Annotated in this window: 19 protein-coding genes and 2 pseudogenes; 5 read left to right on the top strand and 16 right to left on the bottom strand. The window is 65.4% G+C overall.

Features of this window, described 5'->3' with window-relative positions; genetic code table 11:
* The first annotated feature begins 114 nt into the window (after positions 1-114).
* Positions 115-585 carry a MaoC family dehydratase gene (locus FEZ61_RS02235; protein WP_017642763.1) on the top strand — a complete coding sequence of 157 codons (471 nt, stop codon included), beginning with the start codon at positions 115-117 and terminating at the stop codon, positions 583-585.
* A 153-nt stretch (positions 586-738) separates the two neighbouring features.
* On the opposite strand, the gene FEZ61_RS02230 is transcribed toward FEZ61_RS02235, so the two are convergent.
* The 16 genes and pseudogenes from FEZ61_RS02230 to FEZ61_RS02160 form a co-directional block, all read right to left on the bottom strand.
* Complete coding sequence (locus FEZ61_RS02230; RefSeq protein WP_173146993.1) at positions 739-1,314, bottom strand: DUF1349 domain-containing protein; 576 nt, start codon at positions 1,312-1,314, stop codon at positions 739-741.
* 53 nt (positions 1,315-1,367) lie between these two features.
* The gene (locus FEZ61_RS02225) at positions 1,368-2,435 is read right to left on the bottom strand and encodes a chemotaxis response regulator protein-glutamate methylesterase (protein ID WP_017642761.1); all 1,068 of its coding nucleotides are present in this window, start codon (positions 2,433-2,435) and stop codon (positions 1,368-1,370) included.
* Positions 2,435-2,932 (bottom strand): chemotaxis protein CheD, encoded by a 498-nt coding sequence (locus FEZ61_RS02220; RefSeq protein WP_231356310.1) that lies wholly within the window; start codon positions 2,930-2,932, stop codon positions 2,435-2,437. The genes FEZ61_RS02225 and FEZ61_RS02220 overlap by 1 nt, the downstream gene beginning before the upstream one ends.
* A gap of 11 nt (positions 2,933-2,943) precedes the next feature.
* The gene (locus tag FEZ61_RS02215; RefSeq protein WP_064307176.1) at positions 2,944-3,756 is read right to left on the bottom strand and encodes a protein-glutamate O-methyltransferase CheR; all 813 of its coding nucleotides are present in this window, start codon (positions 3,754-3,756) and stop codon (positions 2,944-2,946) included.
* 2 nt (positions 3,757-3,758) lie between these two features.
* Positions 3,759-4,241, bottom strand: coding sequence for a chemotaxis protein CheW (locus tag FEZ61_RS02210; protein ID WP_173146991.1), 483 nt, complete (start codon positions 4,239-4,241; stop codon positions 3,759-3,761).
* Entirely contained in the window at positions 4,241-5,902 is a 1,662-nt protein-coding gene (locus FEZ61_RS02205) for a methyl-accepting chemotaxis protein (RefSeq protein WP_173146989.1), read from the bottom strand. Before FEZ61_RS02205 ends, FEZ61_RS02210 begins: the two co-directional genes overlap by 1 nt.
* 507 nt (positions 5,903-6,409) lie before the next feature.
* Positions 6,410-7,354 (bottom strand): annotated as a pseudogene (locus FEZ61_RS24670) (methyl-accepting chemotaxis protein); the annotation flags it as partial.
* Positions 7,355-7,405: 51 nt separating this feature from the next.
* Positions 7,406-8,047: pseudogene (locus tag FEZ61_RS24320) on the bottom strand (methyl-accepting chemotaxis protein); the annotation flags it as partial.
* A 570-nt stretch (positions 8,048-8,617) separates the two neighbouring features.
* On the bottom strand, positions 8,618-9,124 hold the full coding sequence (locus tag FEZ61_RS02195) for a chemotaxis protein CheW (RefSeq protein WP_173146985.1): 507 nt from the start codon (positions 9,122-9,124) through the stop codon (positions 8,618-8,620).
* A 3-nt stretch (positions 9,125-9,127) separates the two neighbouring features.
* On the bottom strand, positions 9,128-11,302 hold the full coding sequence (locus FEZ61_RS02190) for a methyl-accepting chemotaxis protein (RefSeq protein ID WP_173146983.1): 2,175 nt from the start codon (positions 11,300-11,302) through the stop codon (positions 9,128-9,130).
* 48 nt (positions 11,303-11,350) lie between these two features.
* On the bottom strand, positions 11,351-13,789 hold the full coding sequence (locus tag FEZ61_RS02185) for a methyl-accepting chemotaxis protein (protein WP_093249238.1): 2,439 nt from the start codon (positions 13,787-13,789) through the stop codon (positions 11,351-11,353).
* 20 nt (positions 13,790-13,809) lie between these two features.
* Positions 13,810-15,975 (bottom strand): chemotaxis protein CheA, encoded by a 2,166-nt coding sequence (locus tag FEZ61_RS02180; protein WP_017642752.1) that lies wholly within the window; start codon positions 15,973-15,975, stop codon positions 13,810-13,812.
* Complete coding sequence (locus tag FEZ61_RS02175) at positions 15,972-16,277, bottom strand: STAS domain-containing protein (RefSeq protein ID WP_017642751.1); 306 nt, start codon at positions 16,275-16,277, stop codon at positions 15,972-15,974. Before FEZ61_RS02175 ends, FEZ61_RS02180 begins: the two co-directional genes overlap by 4 nt.
* Positions 16,278-16,295: 18 nt before the next feature.
* Positions 16,296-16,667: a response regulator gene (locus FEZ61_RS02170; protein ID WP_007162125.1), complete on the bottom strand. Its 372-nt coding sequence runs from the start codon at positions 16,665-16,667 to the stop codon at positions 16,296-16,298.
* Positions 16,668-16,678: 11 nt separating this feature from the next.
* The gene (locus tag FEZ61_RS02165) at positions 16,679-17,854 is read right to left on the bottom strand and encodes a methyl-accepting chemotaxis protein (RefSeq protein ID WP_173146981.1); all 1,176 of its coding nucleotides are present in this window, start codon (positions 17,852-17,854) and stop codon (positions 16,679-16,681) included.
* 139 nt (positions 17,855-17,993) lie between these two features.
* Positions 17,994-18,761, bottom strand: coding sequence for an FCD domain-containing protein (locus tag FEZ61_RS02160; RefSeq protein ID WP_064307183.1), 768 nt, complete (start codon positions 18,759-18,761; stop codon positions 17,994-17,996).
* A 221-nt stretch (positions 18,762-18,982) separates the two neighbouring features.
* On the opposite strand from FEZ61_RS02160, the gene FEZ61_RS02155 reads away from it, so the two are divergent.
* From FEZ61_RS02155 to FEZ61_RS02140, 4 genes are all read left to right on the top strand, one after another.
* Complete coding sequence (locus FEZ61_RS02155; RefSeq protein WP_068384870.1) at positions 18,983-20,677, top strand: lactate permease LctP family transporter; 1,695 nt, start codon at positions 18,983-18,985, stop codon at positions 20,675-20,677.
* Between the two features lie 73 nt (positions 20,678-20,750).
* Positions 20,751-21,575, top strand: a complete 825-nt coding sequence (locus tag FEZ61_RS02150; protein ID WP_160923062.1) for a (Fe-S)-binding protein — start codon at positions 20,751-20,753, stop codon at positions 21,573-21,575.
* A 5-nt stretch (positions 21,576-21,580) separates the two neighbouring features.
* Positions 21,581-23,026 carry a LutB/LldF family L-lactate oxidation iron-sulfur protein gene (locus FEZ61_RS02145; protein ID WP_173147012.1) on the top strand — a complete coding sequence of 482 codons (1,446 nt, stop codon included), beginning with the start codon at positions 21,581-21,583 and terminating at the stop codon, positions 23,024-23,026.
* A complete protein-coding gene (locus tag FEZ61_RS02140; RefSeq protein ID WP_017642745.1) occupies positions 23,023-23,691 on the top strand; it encodes a lactate utilization protein C in 669 nt (222 codons plus the stop codon). Before FEZ61_RS02145 ends, FEZ61_RS02140 begins: the two co-directional genes overlap by 4 nt.
* The last annotated feature ends 194 nt before the right edge of the window (positions 23,692-23,885 follow it).

The raw sequence follows: 23,885 nt of genomic DNA, 5'->3' as shown, positions 1-23,885 counted from the left end.
TGGTCACCTTCTCTACCGGCTTTTCCGGGCGTCGATTAGCCTCAGACGACCAGCCTGGGTAGAATGCCCGGCTTCGCGGCGTCTGCCGCCTTGTCACAGCTGCCGGAGCGCCTCATGAGCCTGACCGAAAACATCCCTTATGAAGCCCTCGAGATCGGCCAGAAGGTGACCGTGACCCGCACCATCGAGCAGCGCGACGTGCTGCTGTTCGCCGCCCTCTCCGGGGACTGCAACCCGTTGCACCTGGATGCCGACTTCGCCGCCAAGACGCTGTTTCGCGAGCCCATCGCCCACGGCATGCTTAGTGGCGCCCTGATCAGCGCCGCGGTGGCGTGCAACCTGCCGGGCCCAGGCACTCTTTATGTCGACCAGACCATGACTTTCGAAAAGCCGGTCAAGCTGGGCGATACCCTGACGGTGGAAATCGAGGTGCTGGAAAAGCTGCCGAAGTTTCGCGTGAACCTGGCCACCCGCGTGTTCAACCAACACGGTGACAAGGTCGTCGACGGCGTCGCCAAGGTGGTCGCGCCGCGCAAGGCGGTGCAGGTGCAGCAGGTAGAACTGCCCCCCGTCACCGTCGGCTGATGTTCAGCCACGATCTGCTGCGCGTCGGCCTAACTGCGTTAAAAACGCCTTCGGAATGCTCATTTACTATTTGTAAACTCCGCTTCCTCAGGCGTTTTCGCCTTGTTTGGCTCTAGCTCGCTAGATCGTAAAACATAGTTTAGCAACACCACCTCAACTCAGATCGGTCAGGCCGCGCTGCAGCGGGGCTTGCAGACTGAACTCGCTGAACGCCACTTCCATGCCGCCCCGCTCCGGGGTGCCACAGACCGGGCCGACCCGGTATTCCGCGGCGGCTGGCAAGCTGACCAGGCGCAGCAGCGGCCAGCGCTGACCGTCCAGCGAGGCCTGCACCCGCAGGCTACCCTGGGTCAGGGTGACCCTCAGCCACACCTCTTCCCGCTCGCCCAGCGGTGCGCCCACGGCCAGATCCGAACGGCCCTGGGTCAGGACGCTGAGCAGTTGCGGCGTGTCGTCGAAGTAGCCGATGCCAGCGCGCAGCCACTGCTGCTCGTCGATCCGCACCATCAGCCCGGCATGGTCACCCTGGTTCTTGCAGCGCGCCGCGACCCGCACCTGCGCGGTGAAACCACTGGTGACCCGGGCGCCGAAGAAGTGGCCGCTGTGGCGCTCGGCGCCGTCGTGGGTCTGACGCCAGAAGTCACTGTGGCGATCGGTGATGACCCGGAGCCGCTCGGGCTCGGCCAGCCAGGTCTCGGGTTCATTGATCCATTGGCAGATGTCGAACATGGGGCTCTCCTCGCGTGCTCGCGCTTGGAGTCCGGGCTGCCCCGCAAGTTCGTCTAGGCGCCGCCTTTGAGGATGGCGGCGGCGATCTGGTTGAGACCGATTTCCTGCTCCACGGCGCCGAGTTTCATGGCCTCCTTGGGCATGCCGTAGACCACGCAGCTGTCTTCGTCCTGGCCGAGGGTACGGCCGCCGGCTTCGCGTAGTTCCTTGAGGCCACGGGCGCCGTCGTCGCCCATGCCGGTCATGATGATGCCGAGGGCGTTGCTGCCGGCCGCCCGCGCCACCGAGCGGAACAGTACGTCCACCGAAGGTCGGTGGCGGCTCACCGGCGGGCCATCGACCACGTCCACGTGGTACTGGGCACCACTGCGCTTGAGCAACATGTGCCGGCCACCCGGGGCGATGAGCACCCGTCCCGGGGTGACGCGATCACCGTGCCGCGCTTCGCGGACCTCAAGGTCGCAGAGGCGATCCAGGCGCTCGGCGAAGGCGGCGGTGAAACGCTCGGGCATATGCTGCACGACGACGATGCCGGGACAGACCCGCGGCAGGGAGGTGAGCACGGCTTCCAGCGCCTGGGTACCCCCGGTGGAGGTGCCCAGTGCCACCAGCCGCTCGGTGGTCCGGGCCATGGCCGTGCCACCGGCGGGTAGGATGACATCGGCGCTGAGCTTGGGCGCTGCCACCACGGGCGCCGCCCGCGGCGCCAGGCGCTTGAGATTGGCGCGGGCTGCCGCCTTGATGGCATGCACCAGGTCCTCGGTCGAGCCCTGGAGGAATTGTTTGAGATTGGCCTGGGGCTTGGTGACGATGCTAACCGCACCAGCCGCCATGGCCTGCAGGGTGGTGGCAGCGCCCTTCTCGGTGAGAGTGGAGCAGATCACCACCGGGGTCGGCCGCTCGGACATCAGCTTTTTGAGAAAGGTGATGCCGTCCATGCGCGGCATCTCCACGTCCAGCACCAGGACGTCCGGCCATTGCTTGCGCATCTTGTCCATGGCGAACACCGGATCGGCCGCTACGCCGACCACCTCGATGCCCGGATCCAGGGCCAGGCTCTGTGCCAGCACCTGACGCACCACGGCTGAATCGTCGACGATGAGAACCTTGATCTTATTCATTAGGGGTAGTCCGGAGAGGAGGGATTTGCGCTCAGGGTCGCCTGCTGGAGAGAGACGGCGCCCGTGCGCAGATCGAGGATCAACTTGCGGTGCCCGATGCCTTCGACATGGGTCTTGTCGCACCTTAGACCATAGGCGGCCAGCAAGGCGCGCGCGGCCTCCACGTTGCGCTGCCCGATGGACGCCGCCGGCGTGCTCGGCACTCCGGGGAACATGGAGCCACCGCCATAGAGGTGAATGCGATACCCGCGTGGATCGCTGCCATGGCGCGCCATGGCCCTGAGGATCAGATAGAGGGCATCGTCGATGTAATGGCCGTCGCGCCGGGTGGTCTTGGCGCCACCCAGCCGACTGGGCAGCAGGGAGTGGGTCATGCCCCCCAACCGATCACCCGGGTGCCAGAAGACGAAGGACACGCAAGAGCCCAGTACCGTCCGCAGTTGCAGATCGCCACGACCGAAATACCAGTCGCCGGGGGTGAGGAAGCGTTCGCCCACCGCCACGGTGCTCAGATCGGCCGCTGATAGATGGAAGGCGACACCATGCGCAAGGCCTCGGTCACGCCATTGAGGGTTTCCGAATGGCTGATGAAGAAATAGCCACCCGGACGCAGATGGCGGACCAGCCGTTCGACGACCTGGCGCTTGGTGGGCAGATCGAAATAGATCATCACGTTACGCAGAAAGATGACGTCGAATTTGCCCACCTCCGGCAACCGGGTATTGAGGTTGATCTGCATGAAGGAGATGCGCGCCGCCAGTGCCGGATCGACCAGGAAGATGCCGGCGTTGTTACCCACGCCCTTGAAGCAGTAACGCCGCAGCAGCGCCGCGGGAATGCCCTCGGCCTCCTCCAACGGATACTGACCCAGGCGGGCCTTCTCCAGCACGCGCGTGCTGAGGTCAGAGGCGAGCATCTCCCAGGGCTTGTCACCGAGACCTTCGGCCAGGGTCATGGCCAGGGTGTAGGGCTCTTCGCCGGAGGAACAGGCACCGCTCCACAGGCGAAACGGCTGGCTGCCCTTCCAGTTCGGCAGCACCTGGTTGCGCAGGAAGTCGAAATGCTTCGGCTCGCGGAAAAAATAGGTCTCGTTGGTAGTGAGCAGATCCACCGCCATCTGGAATTCCCCCCGATCCTGCTGGATCAGGCGGAAGTAGGCACCGTAGCTGGGCAGCTGGCGCAGGCGGATGCGCTTGGCCAGCCGTCCGCCCACCAGCGGCTTCTTGGCATCGGACATGCTGATGCCCGCGACCTTGAAGATGAGGGAGCGGAATTGCTGGAACTCGGCATCGGTGAGCGCGAGGGCCTCGGACACGCTCATGCTCAGGCAGCCGGAATGGCAGCGAGCTGCTGGTAGTCGTCCTCACCGAGCACGCGCTCGATGTTGAGCAGGATGACGAAGCCGTCGCCTTGCTTGGCCATGCCGAGGATGAAATCGGTGCGCACCCGGGCGCCGAAATCCGGCGCCGGCTCGATGGCATCCGCACCGATTTCCAGCACCTCGCTGACGGCATCCACCACCACCCCCAGCACCTGGGTGCGCTGCCCGCCCTGCACCTCCAGCACCACGATGCAGCTGCGCCGGCTCACCTCGGTGGGCTGGCCATGAAATCGCACGCCGAGGTCCATCACCGGTACCGCGGCGCCGCGCAGGTTGATCACCCCACGGATCGATGGCGGCAGCATGGGTACGCTGGTCACCGCGCCGTACTCGATGATCTCGCGCACGCAGCCGGTACCCACCGCGTACATGTCACCTCCCAGCTGGAAGGTAAGAAACTGCCGGGGCAGATCTGCACTACTCATCAGACACTCTCCTCGAAGTGGGCGAAGCCGACAGGCGCCTTACCCCGGGTGGTAACGGTCAGGGGTGCGGAGCGGAAGGCGGATGCCTTGCGCTTGGTCTTGCCCTGGCTCGAGCCGGTATTCGGGGACAGGCCCGCGTTGGCGCCCGGCAGGGCATTGCCCAGGGTGAAGAATTCCATCAGTTGCTGCAGTTGCTCGGCCTGGCCGCTCATCTCCTCGGAGGTGGCCGCCAGCTCTTCCGACGCCGAGGCGTTCTGCTGGGTGAGCTGGCTCAGTTGCAGCATGGCGCTGTTGATCTGATCGACCCCGGCGCTCTGCTCTTCGGAAGCGGCGGTGATCTCCTGCACCAGATCCGAGGTCTTGTTGATCGAGGGGACCATCTCGCTGAGCAGAGTACCGGCACGCTCGGCCAGGGCGACGCTGTTCTTGGCGACCTCACCGATCTCCTGGGCGGCCACCTGGCTGCGTTCGGCCAGCTTGCGCACCTCGGCCGCCACCACCGCGAAGCCCTTGCCGTGCTCGCCGGCGCGGGCCGCTTCGATGGCGGCGTTGAGCGCCAGCAAGTTGGTCTGGTAGGCGATGGCGTCGACGATGCCGATCTTGTCGGCGATGGTCTTCATCGCCACCAGGGTATCGCGCACCGCCTCGCCACCCTCGCCCGCTTCCCGCGCGGCCTTGCCGGCCATGCCGTCGGTGACCCGGGCGTTCTCGGTGTTCTGGGCGATGGAGGCCGACATCTGCTCGATGCTGGCGCTGGTCTCTTCGACCGAGGCAGCCTGCTCGGTGCTGGCCTGGCTCATGCTCTGGGCGGTGGCCGAGACCTCTTCGGAGGCACTGGCCAGAGAATCGGCGTTGCCGCGTACCTCGCCGATGATCTGCCCGAGGCGTTCGGTCATGCCGCGGATGGCCGCCAGCATGCTGGTGGTATCGCCCTCGCGGGTCTCCACCACGACGCTCAGATCGCCGCGGGCGACCCGACTGACCACATCGGCGGCATAGGCCGGCTCGCCGCCCAGCTGGCGGATGAGGCTGCGGGCGATCAGGTAGCCCATGGCGACCGACATCAGCAACGCCACGGCACCCAGGACGATCATCAGGTTGCGGGCGTCCACATAGGCAGCGGTCGCGGCTTCGCCGGACTCGATCATGCGCTGGGCCTGGAGGTCATTGAGCTGATTGACCGCGGTGACCAGCTCGTTGTTGTTGGGGGCGAAGACGTTGAGCAGATAGTCACGCGCCTGCCCATGGTCGACGTCCAGCAGGCGGAAGAATTCGCTGTACTTGTCCTGCAGCCGCTGGCGACTTTCCAGCACGGCCTTGAGCTTCTGCTTGCCTTCGTCGCTCTGGATCTTCTTGCCCAGGTCGGTGAGGATGTCGCCGTTCTCGCCCCGAATGCGCTTGATCTCGTCGAGGGTCTTGGCACGCTGGTCAGCGCCGTCCTGCAGCAGCAGGTTACGCATCTGGCGGCCGGAATCCAGGGTGTTGCGGGCCAGGGTGTTGGCCTGCACCGTCATGGGAAAGCGATACTGCGACATGGAGTCAGCGGCTTCCCTCATCGTCCCCATGTTCAGCAGCGCCACGCCGATGGTCAGCAGCAGCATGAGGATGGCGGCGCCGAAGCCCAGCATCAATTTGGTCGAAACACGCATCTTGTTCAGCATGGAATGACTTCCTAATGGTTACTGTCCAGTTCTTCGGCCTAGCCCTGGCCTTCTTTAACCGTTCTGCTATCTAGCACTTACCGCGTGTCCGCTCTGGAATGCGCCTCATCCGTTGCTCGACAGGGCCTTGGCAGCGCGACTCAGCAATACCAAGGCCTAGCCTGGCTGGCGTGTGTGCCACTTCCTTTCCCCAAGGAAACGAAGCGTTACCCCTGGTCCGCAGCCGTCCATTCGGTTAGCACGGCGACCTAGCCAGCCGATCAATCGGTGGCATTACCTTCAAGGGGCGCGTCAGCCGGCGCAGCGGCGCCAGCCGATGGCTGTTCAGCCAGGCCACGGCATGGCGCCTAGGCGCTATTCACCGAAGCGTGTGAAACCTTCTGGAAAGCGGGCGATTGGCGCCTCGCCACGACTGGACCCCAGCGGATGATGGGACCTCGGCAACGACGGCCGGACGTGTTCCAGCGCGCGATCCAGGTCGCGCGGGGCGCGCCCTTCGCCGGTATGGAAGAAGTTCATGAGTCGTTGCAGCTGTTCGGCCTGGCCGCTCATCTCTTCGGCCGTGGCCGCCAGCTCTTCCGATGCCGAGGCATTCTGCTGGGTGATCTGATTGAGTTGCAGCATGGCGGCGTTGATCTGCCCTGCCCCGCCGCTCTGCTCGTCGCTGGCCGCGGCGATCTCCTGTACCAGGCTCGAGGTCTTGGTGATGGAAGGGACGATCTGGTCCAGCAGGGTGCCGGCGCGTTCAGCCAGAGCCACGCTATTCTTGGCCACGGCACCGATTTCCTGGGCCGCCACCTGGCTGCGCTCGGCCAACTTGCGCACCTCGGCGGCCACCACCGCGAAGCCACGACCGTGCTCCCCGGCCCGCGCCGCCTCGATGGCCGCGTTGAGCGCCAGCAGATTGGTCTGGTAGGCGATGTCGTCGACAATACCGATCCGGTCGGCGATAGTCTTCATCGCCACGGTGGTATCACGGACCGCAGCACCACCCTCTTGCGCCTCCTGGGCCGCCTTACCGGCCATGCCGTCGGTAACCTTCGCATGTTCCGAATTCTGCGCGATGGACGCCGACATCTCTTCGATGCTGGCACTGGCTTCTTCCACGGATGCCGCCTGCTCGGTGCTGGCCTGGCTCATGCTCTGAGCGGTGGCGGAGATCTCCTCCGAGGCACTCGCCAGGGCATCGGCCGACAACCGCACCTCTCCGATGATCTGGTTGAGCTTGTCGACGGTGCCGTTGATGGAATTCTTCAGCTCCAGCAACTGGCCCTGGTAGTCGCCCTGAACGGTACGACTCAGATCCCCCTCCGCTAGCCTGGCCATCACGCCCATGGCCTCGTTCACCGGGGCGACAATGGCGTCCAAGGTACCGTTGATGCCGGCGACGATTCGACGGAAATCGCCCTGATGCAGGCTGACATCGGCGCGTGTATCGAGGCGACCGGCCATGGCCGCCTCGCTGAGGTGTTGGGCGTCATCGATCAGACGCTGGATATTGATCCGAACCTGTTCGACGTTGTCGTTGATGAAGGCCTTCTTGCCGGGGAAGCGCTCCAGCGGCGCCGAGAGATCGCCTTCGCCGAAGGCCTTGATGCAGGCCATGGCCTTCTTCTTCACCGCGATATGACCGGCGACCATGGCATTGATGCCAGCGGCGATTTCGCGATAGGAGCCCTGGAAGCGTTCGGCGTCGATACTGACGTCGATGTCGCCGGCATCATGCTCCTGGGACATCCGCTGCATCTCCGCCATCAATCCCTGCAGATTGCCCCGCAGCTGCTCGATGTGGGCGTTGATGAAGGCTTTCTTGCCCGGGAAGGCCTCCAGCGGCGCCGTCAGGTCGCCCTCGCCAAAGGCCTTGACGCAGGCCATGGCCTTCTTCTTGACCTGGATGTGACTGTCGACCAGCGCGTTGATACCGCTGGCCATCTCGGCAAAGGCGCCCTGCAGGCCCTGGGCTTCGATGCAGACCTCGATATCGCCGATGGCATGCTCGTGGGACATCCGCTGCAATTCGCCCTGCAGGGTCTGCAGACTGCCGCGCAGTTCCTCGACACTGGCGTTGATGAAGCCCTTCTGCCCGGGATAGGGATCGAGCTTCGCCGTGAAATCGCCAGCGGCGATCGCGCTGACGCAGGCCATGGCACGTCTTTGCTCGTCCTGCTGCAGTTGCAGCGTGCCAGCGTACTGCTCCAACCAATCGCGATAGCAACCCGGAAACGCCCTGGCATTGGAGCGACCGTCGAGCTGACCTCGCGCCTGCTCCGTGTTGATGCGTCCCCACTCGGCATCCACTTCGCGCAGGGTCGCCACCAGCCCGGCCAGTTGCGCCAACAGGCTCTGGGTATCCCCTTCGCGCAACGGCAACTGGCGTGGAAACTCACCACGCGCGAGCTGCGCCACCACCTGGGCGGCAACCCGCGGATCGGCGCCAAGCTGACGCTGCAAGGTGTGCATGATGAACCGGCCACCGAGGACCACTACGCCCAGGGCAGCCAGGCCCAGCACGCCCACCAGCCACTGGGCCGAACCGACATCTGGGCCACCCAAAGCTTTCAGCTGATAACAGGCCGCCCCCACTACCAGAAGCAGGGCTACGGCCATGCCCAGTACCGACCACACCACTCGAGTCCGTAGCGAGAACATCAACTGCATGTTGCGCTTCCTTTTTCCTGTCTTTTCTGAGTCTTTGCATCAGGGGTCCAGCGGCGCTCAGCTGGTACTACGCGCGGCCAGGCCGGCCAGTTCTTCGATATCCAGCACCCGCGGGACATCGAGGACGACGACGAAGCCGCTGCCCGACTTGACCATGCCGGCGATGAAGTCCGGGCGCAGGCGACTACCGAAGCTGGGCGCCGGGCGGATGTCGCCGGGGGCGATCTCCAGCACCTCGCTGACCGCATCGACGACCACGCCAAGCACCTGCAGGTCATCGCCCGTGGGCACCTCCAGGATGACGACGCAGGTCCGTGGCCCGACCTGGGTCGGACTACCGCCGAAGCTTGCCTCCAGATCGATCACCGGCACCACCGCCCCGCGCAGGTTGATGACGCCGCGGATGCACGCCGGCATCCGCGGAACCTGGGTGAGCTGGCCGAACTCGAGAATCTCGCGCACGGCCAGGGTATCCACCGCATAGGTCTCTTCCTGCACGACAAAGGTCAGGTGCTGGTGACCCAGGGTGTCTTGCTCTAGATCGGAGATCGTCAGGGCGTTCATGGGTTACTCCGAGAAACGTACGTAGCCTTCCGGCAAGCGACCACCGGCGGCGGACTGGGAACGGACGGCGACTTGCGGACTGCGCGGAGCGGCTGGCCGAGCCCGCTCCATGGCCCGTTCCAGGTCCTGTACCGCACGGCCTTCACCGGTGTGGAAGAAGCCCATCAGCCGCTGCAGTTGCTCGGCCTGGCCGCTCATTTCCTCGGCAGTGGCCGCCAGCTCTTCCGAGGCCGAGGCGTTCTGCTGAGTCAGCTGATTCAACTGCAGCATAGCCCCGTTGATCTGACTTACCCCACTGCTCTGCTCTTCGCTGGCCGCGGCGATCTCCTGCACCAGATCCGAGGTCTTGCCGATGGAGGGCACGATCTGGTCCAGCAGGGTGCCGGCACGCTCGGCCAGGGCCACGCTGTTCTTGGCCACGTCGCCGATCTCCTGGGCCGCGACCTGGCTGCGCTCGGCCAGCTTGCGCACCTCGGCCGCCACCACCGCGAAGCCCTTGCCGTGCTCGCCGGCGCGGGCCGCTTCGATGGCCGCGTTGAGCGCCAGCAGATTGGTCTGGTAGGCGATGGCGTCGACGATGCCGATCTTGTCGGCGATGGTCTTCATCGCCACCGTGGTGTCACGCACCGCTTCACCACCCTCGCCCGCTTCCCGCGCGGCCTTGCCGGCCATGCCGTCGGTGACCCGGGCATTCTCGGTGTTCTGGGCGATGGAGGCCGACATCTGCTCGACGCTGGCACTGGTCTCTTCCACCGAGGCAGCTTGCTCGGTACTGGCCTGGCTCATGCTTTGAGCGGTGGCGGAAATCTCTTCTGAGGCACTGGCCAGGGCATCGGCCGACAACCGGACCTCGCCGATGATCTGGTTCAGCTTGCCGACGGTGCCGTTGATGGACGTCTTCAGCTCGTGCAACTGGCCCTGGTAATCACCCTGAACGGTGCGACTCAGATCGCCTTCGGCCAGCCCGGACATCACCGCCATGGCTTCATTGACCGGGGCGACGATGGCATCCAAGGTACCGTTGATGCCGGCGACGATGCGCCGGAAGTCACCCTGGTGGGCACTGGCATCGGCACGATTGTCGAGACGACCGGCCATGGCCGCCTGGCTCAGCTGGTTGGCGTCCTCGACCAGACGCTGGATATTGCCGCGCACCTGCTCGAGGTTGTCGTTGATCACCGCCTTCTGGCCGGGGAAGCGCTCCAGCGGCACCGACAGATCGCCTTCGCCAAAGCTCTTGACGCAAGCCATGGCCTTGGCGGAATCGCTGAGATGACCGGCAACCATGCCGTTGACGCCTTCGGCCATGCTGCGATAGGCACCTTGGAAACGGTCCGCCGGAATGCGGACCACGGTTTCGCCACGGTCATGGGCAGTCGACATGCTGGTCATTTCGGTGATCAGCCCGCGCAGGGTGGTAACCATGTTCTGCATGGCCGCCATCAGGCTGGTCTTGTCGTCGCCCCGCAGCTTGATGTCGTCGGGCAGATCGCCTGCAGCCACGCGGCCGGCTAAGGTGGCGACCACGGAGGGCTCACCACCCAGCTGACGCAGCAGATTGCGGGTGATGAAGAAACCCAGCAGGGCAACGGCCAGCAGGGTCGCCAGGGCGATGGACAGGGCCAGCCAGGTGGCCTCGACCTTGGTCTTCTGGGCGACTTGCACGCCCTGCTGCGCCAGGGTCTGGTTGTAACTGACGTGCTCGTCGAGGGCCTTGTTGATGGCGAGCATCACGTCGGTACGGCTGCGCATCAGGTTCTGGGCGTCGTCGTTGCGATTCTGCCGCGACAGGGCAATGACCTGCTCGCCCAGGCTGAACAGGGCATTGAAGGCGGCCTGATCGGTTGCCAGCAGTGTGCGATCGCGATCATCCGAAACCAACGCATCGTACTTGCCGAGGTTCTGGCCGATGCGCTCCTTGGCCGCGGCCAGGTCCTGCTCGGCGGTGGTCATGGCTTCGCTGCTGGTCGCTAGCACGTGACGATAGATGCCTACCACGTAATCGGAGCGGCTATCGTTGATCTCGCCGAGCGCCTTCAAACTGGGCACGGTATTGTCGTTGCCATAGTTGGCGGCCTGGAACACCTGGTCGATTTCATATTGGCCGGTGCCGGCCAGCACCATGATGCCCAATAGCGCGGACAGCACCAGCAGCAGCATTTTCTTGATGACAGTCATGTCGGTAGTCTCAAAAAGGCCACCCGCAGGTGGCCATAGGATAAGGGGTCAGGAATCGAAGGGGGCGTAGCCTTCAGGTACGCCACCCGCGGTGCCGTTGCGCAAGAGCTTGCCGGGGACCCGCGCCGTCCTTGGCCGTGTGGCTTCCAGCGCTCGATCCAGGTCCTGCACGACGCGGCCTTCGCCGGTGTGGAAGAAGCCCATCAGCCGCTGCAGTTGCTCGGCCTGGCCGCTCATTTCCTCGGCAGTGGCCGCCAGCTCCTCCGAGGCCGAGGCGTTCTGCTGGGTCAGTTGGTTTAGTTGCAGCATGGCGCCGTTGATCTGACTCACCCCGCTGCTCTGCTCTTCGCTGGCCGCGGCGATCTCCTGCACCAGCTCCGAGGTCTTGCCGATGGAGGGCACGATCTGGTCCAGCAGGGTGCCGGCGCGCTCGGCCAGGGCCACGCTGTTCTTGGCCACGTCGCCGATCTCCTGGGCCGCGACCTGACTGCGTTCGGCCAGCTTGCGCACCTCGGCCGCCACCACCGCGAAGCCCTTGCCGTGCTCGCCGGCGCGGGCCGCTTCGATGGCCGCGTTGAGCGCCAGCAGATTGGTCTGGTAGGCGATGGCGTCGACGATGCCGATCTTGTCGGCGATGGTCTTCATCGCCACCGTGGTATCACGTACCGCTTCACCACCCTCGCCCGCCTCTCGCGCGGCCTTGCCGGCCATGCCGTCGGTGACCCGGGCATTCTCGGTGTTCTGGGCGATGGAGGCCGACATCTGCTCGACGCTGGCACTGGTCTCTTCCACCGAAGCGGCCTGTTCGGTACTGGCCTGGCTCATGCTCTGGGCGGTGGCGGAGATCTCTTCCGAGGCACTGGCCAGGGCATCGGCCGACAGCCGTACGTCGCCGATGATCTGGTTCAGCTTGCCGACGGTGCCGTTGATGGAATTCTTCAACTCTAGCAGCTGGCCCTGGTAGGCGCCCTGGACGGTACGGCTCAGGTCACCCTGGGCCAGACCGGCCATCACGCCCATGGCCTCGTTGACCGGGGCGACGATGGCGTCCAGGGTGCCGTTGATGCCGGCGACGATACGGCGGAAGTCGCCCTGGTGGGCACTGGCGTCGGCACGGCTATCGAGGCGCCCGGCCATGGCCGCCTGGCTCAGCTGGGCGGCGTCTTCGACCAGGCGCTGGATGTTGCCGCGGACCTGCTCGAGGTTGTCGTTGATCACTGCCTTCTGCCCAGGGAAGCGTTCCAGCGGCACCGAAAGATCGCCTTCACCAAAGCTCTTCACACAGGCCATGGCCTTGCGCGAATCCTCCAGGTGCCCGGCGACCATGGCATTGACGCCTTCGGCCATGCTGCGGAAGGTACCCTGGAAACGCTCCACCGGAATGCGGGCGTCCGTCGCGCCGCGATCATGGGCCTCGGACAGCTGCACCATTTCCGCGACCAGGCGCTGGATGTTGCCGCGCACCTGTTCGAGGTTGTCGTTGATCACCGCCTTCTTGCCGGGGAAACGTTCCAGCTCGGCCGCCAGATCGCCTTCGCCAAAGCTCTTCACGCAGGCCATGGCCTTGTGGGAATCCTCCAGGTGACCGGCGACCATCGCATTGACCCCTTCGGCGACGTTGCGGAAGGCCCCCTGGAATCGCTCCTGCGGCAGGCGCGCGTCCGTCTCGCCGCGATCATGCTCGACGGCCATGGTGGTCATCTCCTGCACCAGGCCGCGCAGGGTCAGCACCATGCGCTGCATGGCGGCCATCAGGCTGGAATCGTCGCCAGCGCGTAGCTGCAGATCGTCGGGCAGGTCGCCTGCGGCCGTGCGGTTGGCGACCTTGGCCACCTCGGCCGGCTCGCCGCCCAGTTGGCGCAGCAGGTTGCGGGTAATGAAGAAACCGAGCAGGCCGACGGCCAGCAGGGTCACCAAGGCGATGCCGATGGAGAGGACGGTGGCCTGGCTCATGGTACGGCCGGCGACCTGCGCCTGCTCGCTGCCGAGCTTCTGGTTGTAACTGCGGTGCGCATCGAGGGCATCGCCGACATGGTCGATCACCTTGCGCTGCTCGCCGAGGATGCGTTTGACGTCCTCGTCCTGGCTCGCTCGCGACAGAGGCAACACCGTTGCCACCAGATCGTTCAGGGCCACGATGGCCTGGCGATCGTCCTGCAGCATGCGCCGATCGGCTTCGTCGGAGATCAGCGGCTCATAGTCCTTGAGCGCCTTTTCGGTCAGTTGCTGGGCCTCGGTCAGTTCCTTCTCGGCCTCGCGCGTGGCGACGTCGCCGTCCGCGGCCAGGTGGCGGTAGATGCCGGTGATGATGTCGGCCGAATGGGCATCGATGGCATCGATGCCCAGGATCGACGGTACGGTGTTGTCGTTGCCGTAATTGGCGCGGTCGTACACCTGGCTCAACTGCTGGTAGGCGATACCCGCGAGCAGGATGATGCCCAGCAGCGCGGAGAGCACCAGCAGGGACATGCGTTTGGTAACGGTCATGTATTCTTATTCCTTGTCGCTCAGGCCGGTACGGCGGCGTGGGCGGAGACGGTGGTGGACGAAGCCTCGCCGATCAACCCGGGCACGCTGAGGATCAGCGCCACGGCGCCGCTGCCGAGGATGGTGAAGCCGCCCAGGCTGCGGTTGTGGTCGAACAACGGACCGAGAGGCTTGATCACGGTCTGGAATTCACCGAGCAGCTGATCGACCACCAGACCGGCGCGCTGGCCGGCGTAGCGCACCACCACCACGTTCTGGCGCCGCGGCGGCGCTTCCTCGATGGCGAACAGCTGGCGCAGGCGCAGCACCGGCAGCACCTCGCCACGCAGGTCGAGATAGTCGTTGCCACTGGCCTGGACGCTGGCCGCCTCGGTCAATTCGATGCACTCCTCCACCGCTTCCAGGGGCACCACGTAGGCGGCCTTGCCAACGCCGATGAGGAAGCCGTCGATGATCGCCAGGGTCAGCGGCAGGCGGATCGTTACCGTGGTGCCCCGGCCCTCCTCGCTGGTGAGGTCGACGCTGCCGCGCAGGGCGGTGATGTTCTTTTTCACCACGTCCATGCCGACGCCGCGACCCGACAGGTTGCTGATCTGCTCGGCGGTAGAGAAACCCGGTTCGAAGATCAGGTTGAACACCTCCTTGTCGCCCAGCACCTGGCCTTCGCTGATCAGACCGCGCTCGGTCGCCTTGCGCAGGATGCGCTCGCGCGACAGGCCGCCACCGTCATCGGTGACCTCGATGACGATGCTGCTCGACTCGTGATAGGCGTTGAGGCCCACGGTGCCCTGGGTCGGCTTGCCGCGGGCCAGGCGCAATTCGGCGGATTCGATGCCATGGTCCATGGCGTTGCGGATCAGGTGGGTCAGCGGATCGCCGATCTTTTCCACCACGGTCTTGTCCAGCTCGGTATCGCCGCCGCTGATGCGCAGGGCGATGTCCTTGCCGATTTCCTTGGAGACGTCGCGCACCACGCGCTGGAAGCGGTTAAAGGTGGTGCCGATCTGCACCATGCGCAGGGTCAGGGCGGTATCCCGCACCTCCTCGACCAGGCGCGACAGCACCCCGGTGGATTCCACCAGGGTGGTCAGGCCGCTCTGCTGAGCGATCAGCTGGGTGCCGGCACCGGCGATGATGAGTTCGCCAATGAGGTCGATGAGCTGGTCGAGCTTGGTGGCGTCGATACGGATCAGTTGGCCTTCGCTGGCTGGCGCCCGCTGTTCCTTGATCTTGCGCTGCTTGTTCAAGGCCGCGTCCACCACCGGCGGATTGACCAGTTGGGCCTCGACCAAGACCTCGCCGATGGGCTTGCGCGGCACCGCCGGATCTGCCTGGCGGCGCAGCACCTCGTCCAGCTCGGTGGCGGTCAGGGTGCCGCAGCGCACCAGGATTTCGCCCAGGCGCAGGTCTTCCTCGGGCAGGTCGTCGATCAGCTGGCAATAGTCGCTGCTGCGGCTGTGCGGCGGCAGGATGCGGATCTGGCTGTCTTCGCGGACGAATTCGAAGGCCGCCTCGATGGTTTCCTTGTCGGCGTCGCTGTCGAAGGCGACCTCGAAGCCCAGGTAGCAGGTTTCCGGATCCATCTCGGCGGCGGTCGGAATGGCATCGAACAGGGTAACGATGTTGACGATGCGGCCGAAGGTATTGAGGTAGCGCACGAAGGCCAGCGGATCCATGCCATTGCGCAGCATGTCCGGGCCGAAGCGCAGCGACAGGTGCCAGTGGCCGGCGGCCACGCCATCCACCGGTGTCACCAGGGCGCGCGCCACGGCGGTCGGCTGGGCCGCCTGGGCGCTCGGCTGCAGATAATGCTCCAGGCGCTGCACCAGAGCGGCGCCCACGGCCTGGAAGTCGGCCTCCGGCTCGCTGCCGGACGACACCCGGGCAATCAGGCCATTGAGGTGGTCGCAAACCTCCAGGAACAGTGCCGACAGCGTCTCGTCGAAGGCCATTTCACCACTGCGGATGCGATCGAGCACGCTTTCGGCGACATGGGTGAAGGCCACCACATGGTCCAGGCCGAACAGCCCCGCCGAACCCTTGATGGTATGGGCGGCGCGAAAGATGGCGTTGATCAGCTCGGCGTCATCCGGCGCCTGCTCAATCTGCAGCAGGGCGGCCTCCATCTGCTGCAACAGCTCCTCGCTCTCGGCGATGAACGTCTTGAGGATCTCGTCCATGTTCATGCGGCAACACCTTCCGCGGCAGCCGCGGTAAAGAAGTCGGCGAGACCTGCCAGCTCCAGCAGTTCGGTGACGGCGGGGCTGGGATCGACCAGCTCGAGACTACCCCCCAACCGTTGCGCCTCCCGGTGGGCCAGCAGCAGCAACTGCAGCCCGGCCGAATCGAATTCATCGACCTCGGCCAGCTCCAACGCCACGGTGCCCCCGGCGGCCAGGGGCTCCATCAGCAGCGGCTTGCTGTCCGCCGCGGTGTAGATGGTCAGCGGCCCGGAGAAGGGCAACCGGGTACGAATGACGTCGTTCATGGGTAGCCTCCGGGGCTATCAGGGCATGATCAGCTTGGAAACCGCTGCCAGCATCTGTGCGGGCTGGAACGGCTTGACCATCCAGGCCTTGGCCCCAGCGGCCTGACCGGCGGCCTTCTTGGCGGCATCGGATTCGGTGGTGAGCATGATCACCGGAGTGAACTTGTACGCGGGCAGCTTCTTGGCCGCGGTGACGAAGGTGATGCCGTCCATGTTGGGCATGTTCACGTCGCTGATGATCAGGTGCACCTTGCGACCGTCCAGCTTGGTCAGGGCATCGCGACCGTCACAGCCCTCGATGACGTCGTAGCCCGCGCTTTTCAGCGTCATGGACACCACCTGGCGGATGGAGATGGAGTCGTCGACGATCAGAATGGTCTTGTTGCTCATGGCAGCTTTCCTTAGAAGAAGGTGATATCGGATTCGGCAGCGGCGGCGGCCGGTCGCTTGCCGTGGTGCACGGCGACCTGCTCGGCCATGGTGTAGGTACGGGCCAGCTCGGCGAGCCAGCCCTTGGTGTCGAGGGGCGGCAGCGGCTGGCCGCTGGCGGCCAGGGCGCGACGCTCGATCACCAGGCGCTCGAGGCGGGCCTGGTCGTCGCGGATGTGGCCGAGCATCTGGCTGACGCGATCCTGGAACTGCAGGGCGACCAGCACCTCGGCGATGGCGCCGCCCACGGCCGCGGCGTTGTCGGCCAGGGCATCGCTGCGCTCGACCACGTCGCGGGTGGTGCCGCCAAAGCTACCGATGACCTGTTCGATGGTCTCGCCGGACTGGTTCAGGGTGCCGGTGTCGCGCTCGGCGTGGCGTTGCGACAGCTCCAGGGTGCGGGCAATGGCGCCATTCACCGTTTCCACGGTTTCGCCGATCTTCTGCCCGGTGTCGCCGGACAACGTGGACAGCTTGCGGACCTCGTCGGCGACCACGGCGAAACCGCGCCCGGCTTCACCGGCACGCGCGGCTTCGATGGCGGCGTTGAGGGCCAGCAGGTTGGTCTGGCGGGCCACGTCGCCGACGTCCTTGGCCATGCTCTTGAGTTGCTCGGTCAGGCCGGCCAAGCCGTTGACCTCGGTGAGCAACGCCCCCTTGCTCGACAGCGCCTCACGCAGCGACTGCAGGATGCCGTCCAACTGGTTTTGGCTGCTGGCCATCAGGCTGACCAGGCGATCGCCACTGCCGTGATCGTTGCCAGCGACACTGTGGATACGGTCCGCCAGCTCGGCGAAGCGACTGGTCAGACTGACGATTTCCTGCTCGGTATGGACGCGCGCGGCTTCGATCTGCTCGGACCACACTGGCAGCACGGCTACACAGAGGGCTTCGAGAGCTTCGTCCCGGCCGCTGACCGGGCTCTGGTGGATGGCCTGGCCGGCAGACCGCTCGACCTGCCGTGCCTGAGCGCGACGCAGCTGCCAGAAGCCCAGGCCCATGGCCAGGACCACCTGGGTGGCGCTCAGGGCCAGGGTGGTCGCGGTGACACCGCCCGCGTACAGGATCGCGCCGGTGCCGCAGGCACCCAGCAATGCAGGGGTGAAGGTAAAGTCGACGAGCGAAGGCGAGGAAGGGGCGTGTTCCACAGGAAGATACCGGTCTAGACGCCAACGAAGGCGGGAAGGTGTGACCGGGTTATCAGCTCTGGAACGCTAAACTTTAGCCACGGACGGATAACTTATTGTAGTAGCTTAGTGCCACTACAAGTTTTTCCGCCAGCTTTTTTCAGAGTTCGTCGCGCCGTTTGGCCCGTGCTAGACGGCCTGCCATGGCTCCCGCCTCTTCCAGAACCTCTCGTACATAGCCCAGATGCAGGCTCGCTGCCTCGCGCGCGCGTTCGGCTTCACCCGCGACAATGGCTTGGTAGAGCGTCCGGTGCTGTTCCAGCAAGCGCTCGCGGGTTTCGCCACGCTGGGCCTGCATGCCGCCGATATTGGTCACCATGTGATGCCGCAGCAGTTCGAACAGGCTGCGAATGCTGTGCAGGTAGACGGCGTTGTGACTGGCCTCGGCGATGGCCAGGTGAAAAGCCGCATCGGCTTCACCCTCCTCTTCCCGAGCCAGGGTCTCCCGCCGCCGATAGCAATCTTCCAGTCGTTCCCAGGCTAGGGTCAGTCGCGCCAGATCAGGCTCGGTGGCCCGTTGCGCAGCGTAGTAGGCGCAGGCGCTTTCCAGGGTATGGCGAAATTCCAGCAGGTCGCGCCGGGTTTCCTCGCGGCTTTCCAACAGCGGCAGCAGCGGATCGGTGAAGGCACTGTTGAGCGCCTCGGTGACATAGGTACCGCCGCCCTGGCGGCTGAGCAGCAGTCCCCGCGCTACCAGTTTCTGGATGGCCTCACGCAGGGACGGTCGCGACACCCCGAAGCGCTCGGCCAGCACCCGCTCGGCTGGTAGGCGCTCGCCAGGTCGCAGGGAACCCTCGGCGATCAGCGCCTCAAGATTCTTGACGATGTCGTCCGACAGACGACGTTGCTTGACCGGTTCGAACCCCATGAAAAACCTCGAAAAATGCCGCGGACAGCAGCGGCCGTCCGCCGGGTGGAAGGGATGGGCCGACGAAAGTCGCACATCAAGGGGTTTGACAGAGGCAAAGACCCCGCTTAACGTGCGTGAAGTCGCCCTTGTAAATTGGTCTTACCAATTTTTGCCACAGGTCGCGATCTTGTGCAACCCCGTCCTGCCGCCTCCCTACAAAAACAATCAAGGAGCACCCGATGGAAACCTGGCAACAGATCTATCTCCCCCTTGGCAGCCTGGGCCTTTCGGCCTTCGTCGCCGCCTTGCCCATTCTGTTCTTTTTTGTCGCCCTCGCCGGCCTGAGACTCAAGGGCCACGTCGCGGGCGCCCTGACCTTGGCGCTCGCCCTGGCCATCGCGCTGCTCGTCTACCGCATGCCGGTGGACAAGGCGCTGGCCTCGGCCGGCTACGGTTTCCTCTACGGCCTCTGGCCCATCGCCTGGATCATCGTCACGGCGGTGTTCCTCTACAAGCTGACGGTCAAGTGCGGCCAGTTCGACATCATCCGCAGCTCGGTGCTGTCCATTACCGACGACCAGCGCCTGCAGGTGCTGCTGATCGGCTTCTGCTTCGGCGCCTTCCTCGAAGGAGCCGCCGGCTTTGGCGCGCCCGTGGCCATTACCGCCGCGCTGCTGGTAGGCCTGGGCCACAACCCGCTGAAGGCGGCCGGTCTCTGCCTGATCGCCAACACCGCACCGGTGGCCTTTGGCGCCCTGGGCATCCCGACCATCGTCGCCGGTCAGGTGACCGGCATCGACGCCTTCAAGATCGGCGCCATGACCGGTCGCCAGCTGCCACTGTTGGCGTTGCTGATACCGCTGTGGCTGATGTTCATGATGGATGGCATGCGTGGCCTGCGGGAAACCTGGAAACCGGCGCTGATCTGCGGTGGCACCTTCGCGGTGGTCCAGTACCTGACCTCCAACTTCCTCGGCCCAGAACTGCCTGACATCACCTCGTCTCTGGCTGCCATGATCGCCCTCACCGGCTACCTCAAGCTGAGCCAACCGCAGCAGGCCACTGCCGGTGCCAACACCGTGGTGAGCGGCGGCGGCGCAGCTGCGCTAGGCGGTGGTGCAGGCTTCGGCCAAGGCGGTCGCCTGCCACCGGAGCATTCGCTGGGCACCGTGATCAAGGCCTGGTCACCCTTCCTGATCCTGACCGTGATCGTCACCCTCTGGACCACCAAGGCCTTCAAGGCACTGTTCGCCACCGGCGGCGCTCTCTATGCCCTGGTGATCAACGTCCCAGTGCCCTATCTGGACAAGCTGGTGATCAAGACACTGCCGATCGTGGCCACCCCGACGCCCATGCCGGCGGTCTACAAGCTCGACCTGCTGTCGGCCTCGGGCACGGCCATCCTGATTTCCGCCCTGATCTCCATGGCCATCTTCCGCATCAAGCCCTCGACCGCCCTGGGTGTGTTCAAGGAAACCCTGGTGGAACTGCGCAAGCCGATCCTGTCCATCGGGCTGGTGCTGGCCTTTGCCTTCGTCGTCAACTATTCGGGCATGTCCACCACCCTCGCCCTGTTGCTGGCCGGCACCGGCGCGCTGTTCCCCTTCTTCTCGCCGCTGTTGGGCTGGCTGGGGGTGTTCCTGACCGGCTCGGATACCTCCTCCAACGCCCTGTTCGGCTCGCTGCAGGCGACCACCGCGCACCAGATCGGCGTTTCCGACACCCTGCTGGTGGCCGCCAACAGCTCCGGCGGCGTGACCGGCAAGATGATCTCGCCGCAGTCCATCGCCGTGGCTTGCGCTGCCACCGGGATGGTGGGCAAGGAGTCCGACCTGTTCCGCTTCACCGTGCGCCACAGTATCGGCTTCGCCGTCCTGGTCGGCTTCATCACCCTGGCGCAGGCCTATGTGTTCACCGGGATGCTGGTGCACTGATAGCACGTTTCCCGGCGGCGGCTCAGGCCATCGCCGGTCCTCTTATTACCGGGCTAACCCGGAGTGACGCCTGATGAACGATCTTTTCTACAACGCCGCCCCCAACGCCACCCGTACCGCGCCGCCCCTGACGCCGCCACGGACCTATCCGCAGCAGAAACCGACCCAGGTCTATCTGTTCGGCACCTGCGTGGTCGACCTCTTCTATCCCGAAGCCGGCCTGGACAGCATTCGCCTGCTGGAGCGCGAGGGTATCCGCGTGCATTTTCCCCAGGCGCAGAGTTGCTGCGGCCAGCCGGCCTACACCTCGGGCTATACCGAGGAAGCCCGTGCCGTAGCCCGCGCCCAGCTGGCGCTCTTCGCCGAACCCTGGCCCGTGGTGGTGCCCTCCGGCTCCTGCGCCGGCATGCTGCGCCATCACTATGCCGAGCTGTTCGCCGATGAGCCCGAGACCTTGCGCCAAGTACAGGATCTCGCTGAACGCACCTATGAACTGGCGGAATTCCTGCTCAACGTCTGCCAGGTCGACTACCAGGACCGCGGCGCCCCGACCAAGGTGGCCCTGCACACCTCCTGCAGCGCTCGGCGCGAGATGCAGACCCACCTGCACGGCCGCGCTCTGCTCAGCCAGTTGGCGGCCGTGGAGCGCGTCGACCATGATCACGAGAGCGAATGCTGCGGTTTTGGCGGCACCTTCTCGGTACGCATGCCGGACATCTCCGGTGCCATGGTGGCGGACAAGACCCGTGCCCTGCAGGACAGCGGTGCCGCCCAGGTGCTCACCGCCGACTGCGGTTGCCTGATGAACATCAACGGTGCCTTGGAAAAGCAACGCGCCGCCTTGCGTGGCGAACACCTGGCGAGCTTTCTCTGGCGCCGTATCGGAGGTGCAGCGTGAACGAGATGCTGAAGATTCCCCTTACCGACATCAGCGAGGCGCCGCCCTTCAAGACGCGTGCGCGTCAGGCCCTGGGCGACGACCAGCTCAGGCGCAACTTCCGCACGGCCATGGATTCGCTGATGACCAAGCGGCTGGCCAGCATGAGCGACGCCGACGAGCGCGAGCGCCTGCGCGAGTTGGGCAATCGCATCCGGGCCCGGGCGCTGTCCAAGCTGCCGGATCTGCTGGAGCGGCTGGAAGCCAATCTCAGACGCAATGGCGTCCAGGTGCACTGGGCCGAGACCACGGCCGAGGCCAACGCCATCGTCCAGGGGATCGCCGAGCGCCATGCGGCCAAACTGCTGATCAAGGGCAAGTCCATGGTCAGCGAAGAGATGGACATGAACCACGTCCTCGGCGCCCAGGGCATCGACTGCCTGGAGTCGGACATGGGCGAGTACATCATCCAGCTCGCCGGCGAGAAGCCGTCACACATCATCATGCCGGCCATCCACCTCAACCGGCAGCAGGTGGGCACCCTCTTCCACGAGCACCTGGCCGAGCCCTACACCACCGACGTCGATGAACTCATCCAGACCGGCCGGCGGGTGTTGCGGCAAAAATTCTTCGAGGCCGACATCGGCATCTCCGGGGTCAACTTCGCCGTGGCCGAGACCGGCACCCTGTTGCTGGTGGAAAACGAGGGCAACGGGCGAATGTCGACCACGGTGCCGCCCGTACATATCGCCGTGACCGGCATCGAGAAGGTGGTGGAAAACCTCAGAGACGTGGTGCCTCTGCTGTCGCTGCTGACCCGCTCGGCGCTGGGTCAGCCCATCACCACCTACGTCAACATGATCTCCGGGCCGCGCAAGGCCGAGGAATTGGACGGGCCGCACGAGGTGCACCTGGTGCTGCTGGACAACGGCCGCAGCCAGGCCTTCGCCGACAGCGAATTGCGCCAGACCCTCAACTGCATCCGCTGCGGCGCCTGCATGAACCACTGCCCGGTCTATACCCGCATCGGCGGCCACGCCTATGGCGAGGTCTATCCCGGCCCCATCGGCGCCATCATCACCCCGCATCTGGTCGGCCTGGAACGGGCGCCCGATCATCCCAGCGCCTCGTCGTTGTGCGGCGCCTGTGGTGAAGTCTGCCCGGTGAAGATCCCGATTCCCGCCCTGCTGCGCCGACTGCGCGAGGAAAACGTCAAGGCGCCCGCGGCAGAGCCGCAGCTTCTGCGCGGCCAGGGCAGCAAGTTTTCCGCCCGCGAGCGCTGGACCTGGCATGCCTGGCAGAGCCTCTTCACCTCGCCGCTGCTCTATCGCGGCTTCAGCTACCTGGCCACCCGCTTCGGCCGCTTCACCCCGGGCCAACTCGGGCCCTGGACCGAGCACCACAGCGCGCCCAAGCCAGCGAAGCGCTCGCTCCACGAACTGGCCCGCGAACACCTGGAGAACCGCCCATGAGCGCCCGCGACAACATCCTCGCCAAGCTGCGTGGCAGTCTGCAGGGTACCCAGCCCCTGGCCGACAACTTCGACGAAGCCCTGGTGACCGAGCCCTGGCGCTACCCACCCACGGAGCGCGTCGCCCGTCTGCGGACCCTGATGGAAATGGTGCATACCGAGACGCACCTGACCACCACGGCGGACTGGCCGGCGCAGGTGGAGCGCGTCCTCGCCGAACGAGGTCTGGATCAGCTGTTGATCGCCCCCGGCACGCCGCATGGCGCGCGCCTGGTGGAGCGCTGGCAGGACCAAGACCAGCCGCGCTGGAAGGCCTATGACCGCCCCGTGGAAGAGTGGAAGGCCGAACTGTTCAACGACACCCCGGCGAGCCTCACCGGCACCCTCGGCGCCCTGGCCTCCACCGGCAGCCTGGTGCTCTGGCCGGATCGCCAGGAACCGCGGCTGATGAGCCTGGTGCCGCCGTTGCATATCGCCCTGCTCAGGGCCAGCACCGTGGTCGACAACTTCTATGAGTTGCAGCAACAACACCGCTGGCAGGATGGCATGCCGACCAACGCCCTCCTGATCTCCGGACCATCCAAGACCGCCGACATCGAGCAGGTGCTCGCCTATGGCGCCCATGGGCCCAAGGACCTGGTGGTGCTGATCGTCGAGAACGAGTGAGGGTTTTGCCCCCTTACCCCAGCCCTCTCCCCAAGGGAGAGGGCGCGGTCCAGCTCACCGCGTAGGTTGGGTTGAGCGCAGCGAAGCCCGACAGAGCCCAGCCTCGATGCATACCCTGTTGGGCTTCGACGATGAAGCTGTCTCAGCCCAACCTACGGTCCTCGCTGCAAAAGGAACACCGTAGGTTGGGTTGA

This window comes from Pseudomonas sp. MS15a(2019), assembly GCF_013277805.1.
GTDB lineage: Bacteria > Pseudomonadota > Gammaproteobacteria > Pseudomonadales > Pseudomonadaceae > Chryseomonas > Chryseomonas benzopyrenica.
This window is presented reverse-complemented; position numbering and strand designations above follow the sequence as displayed.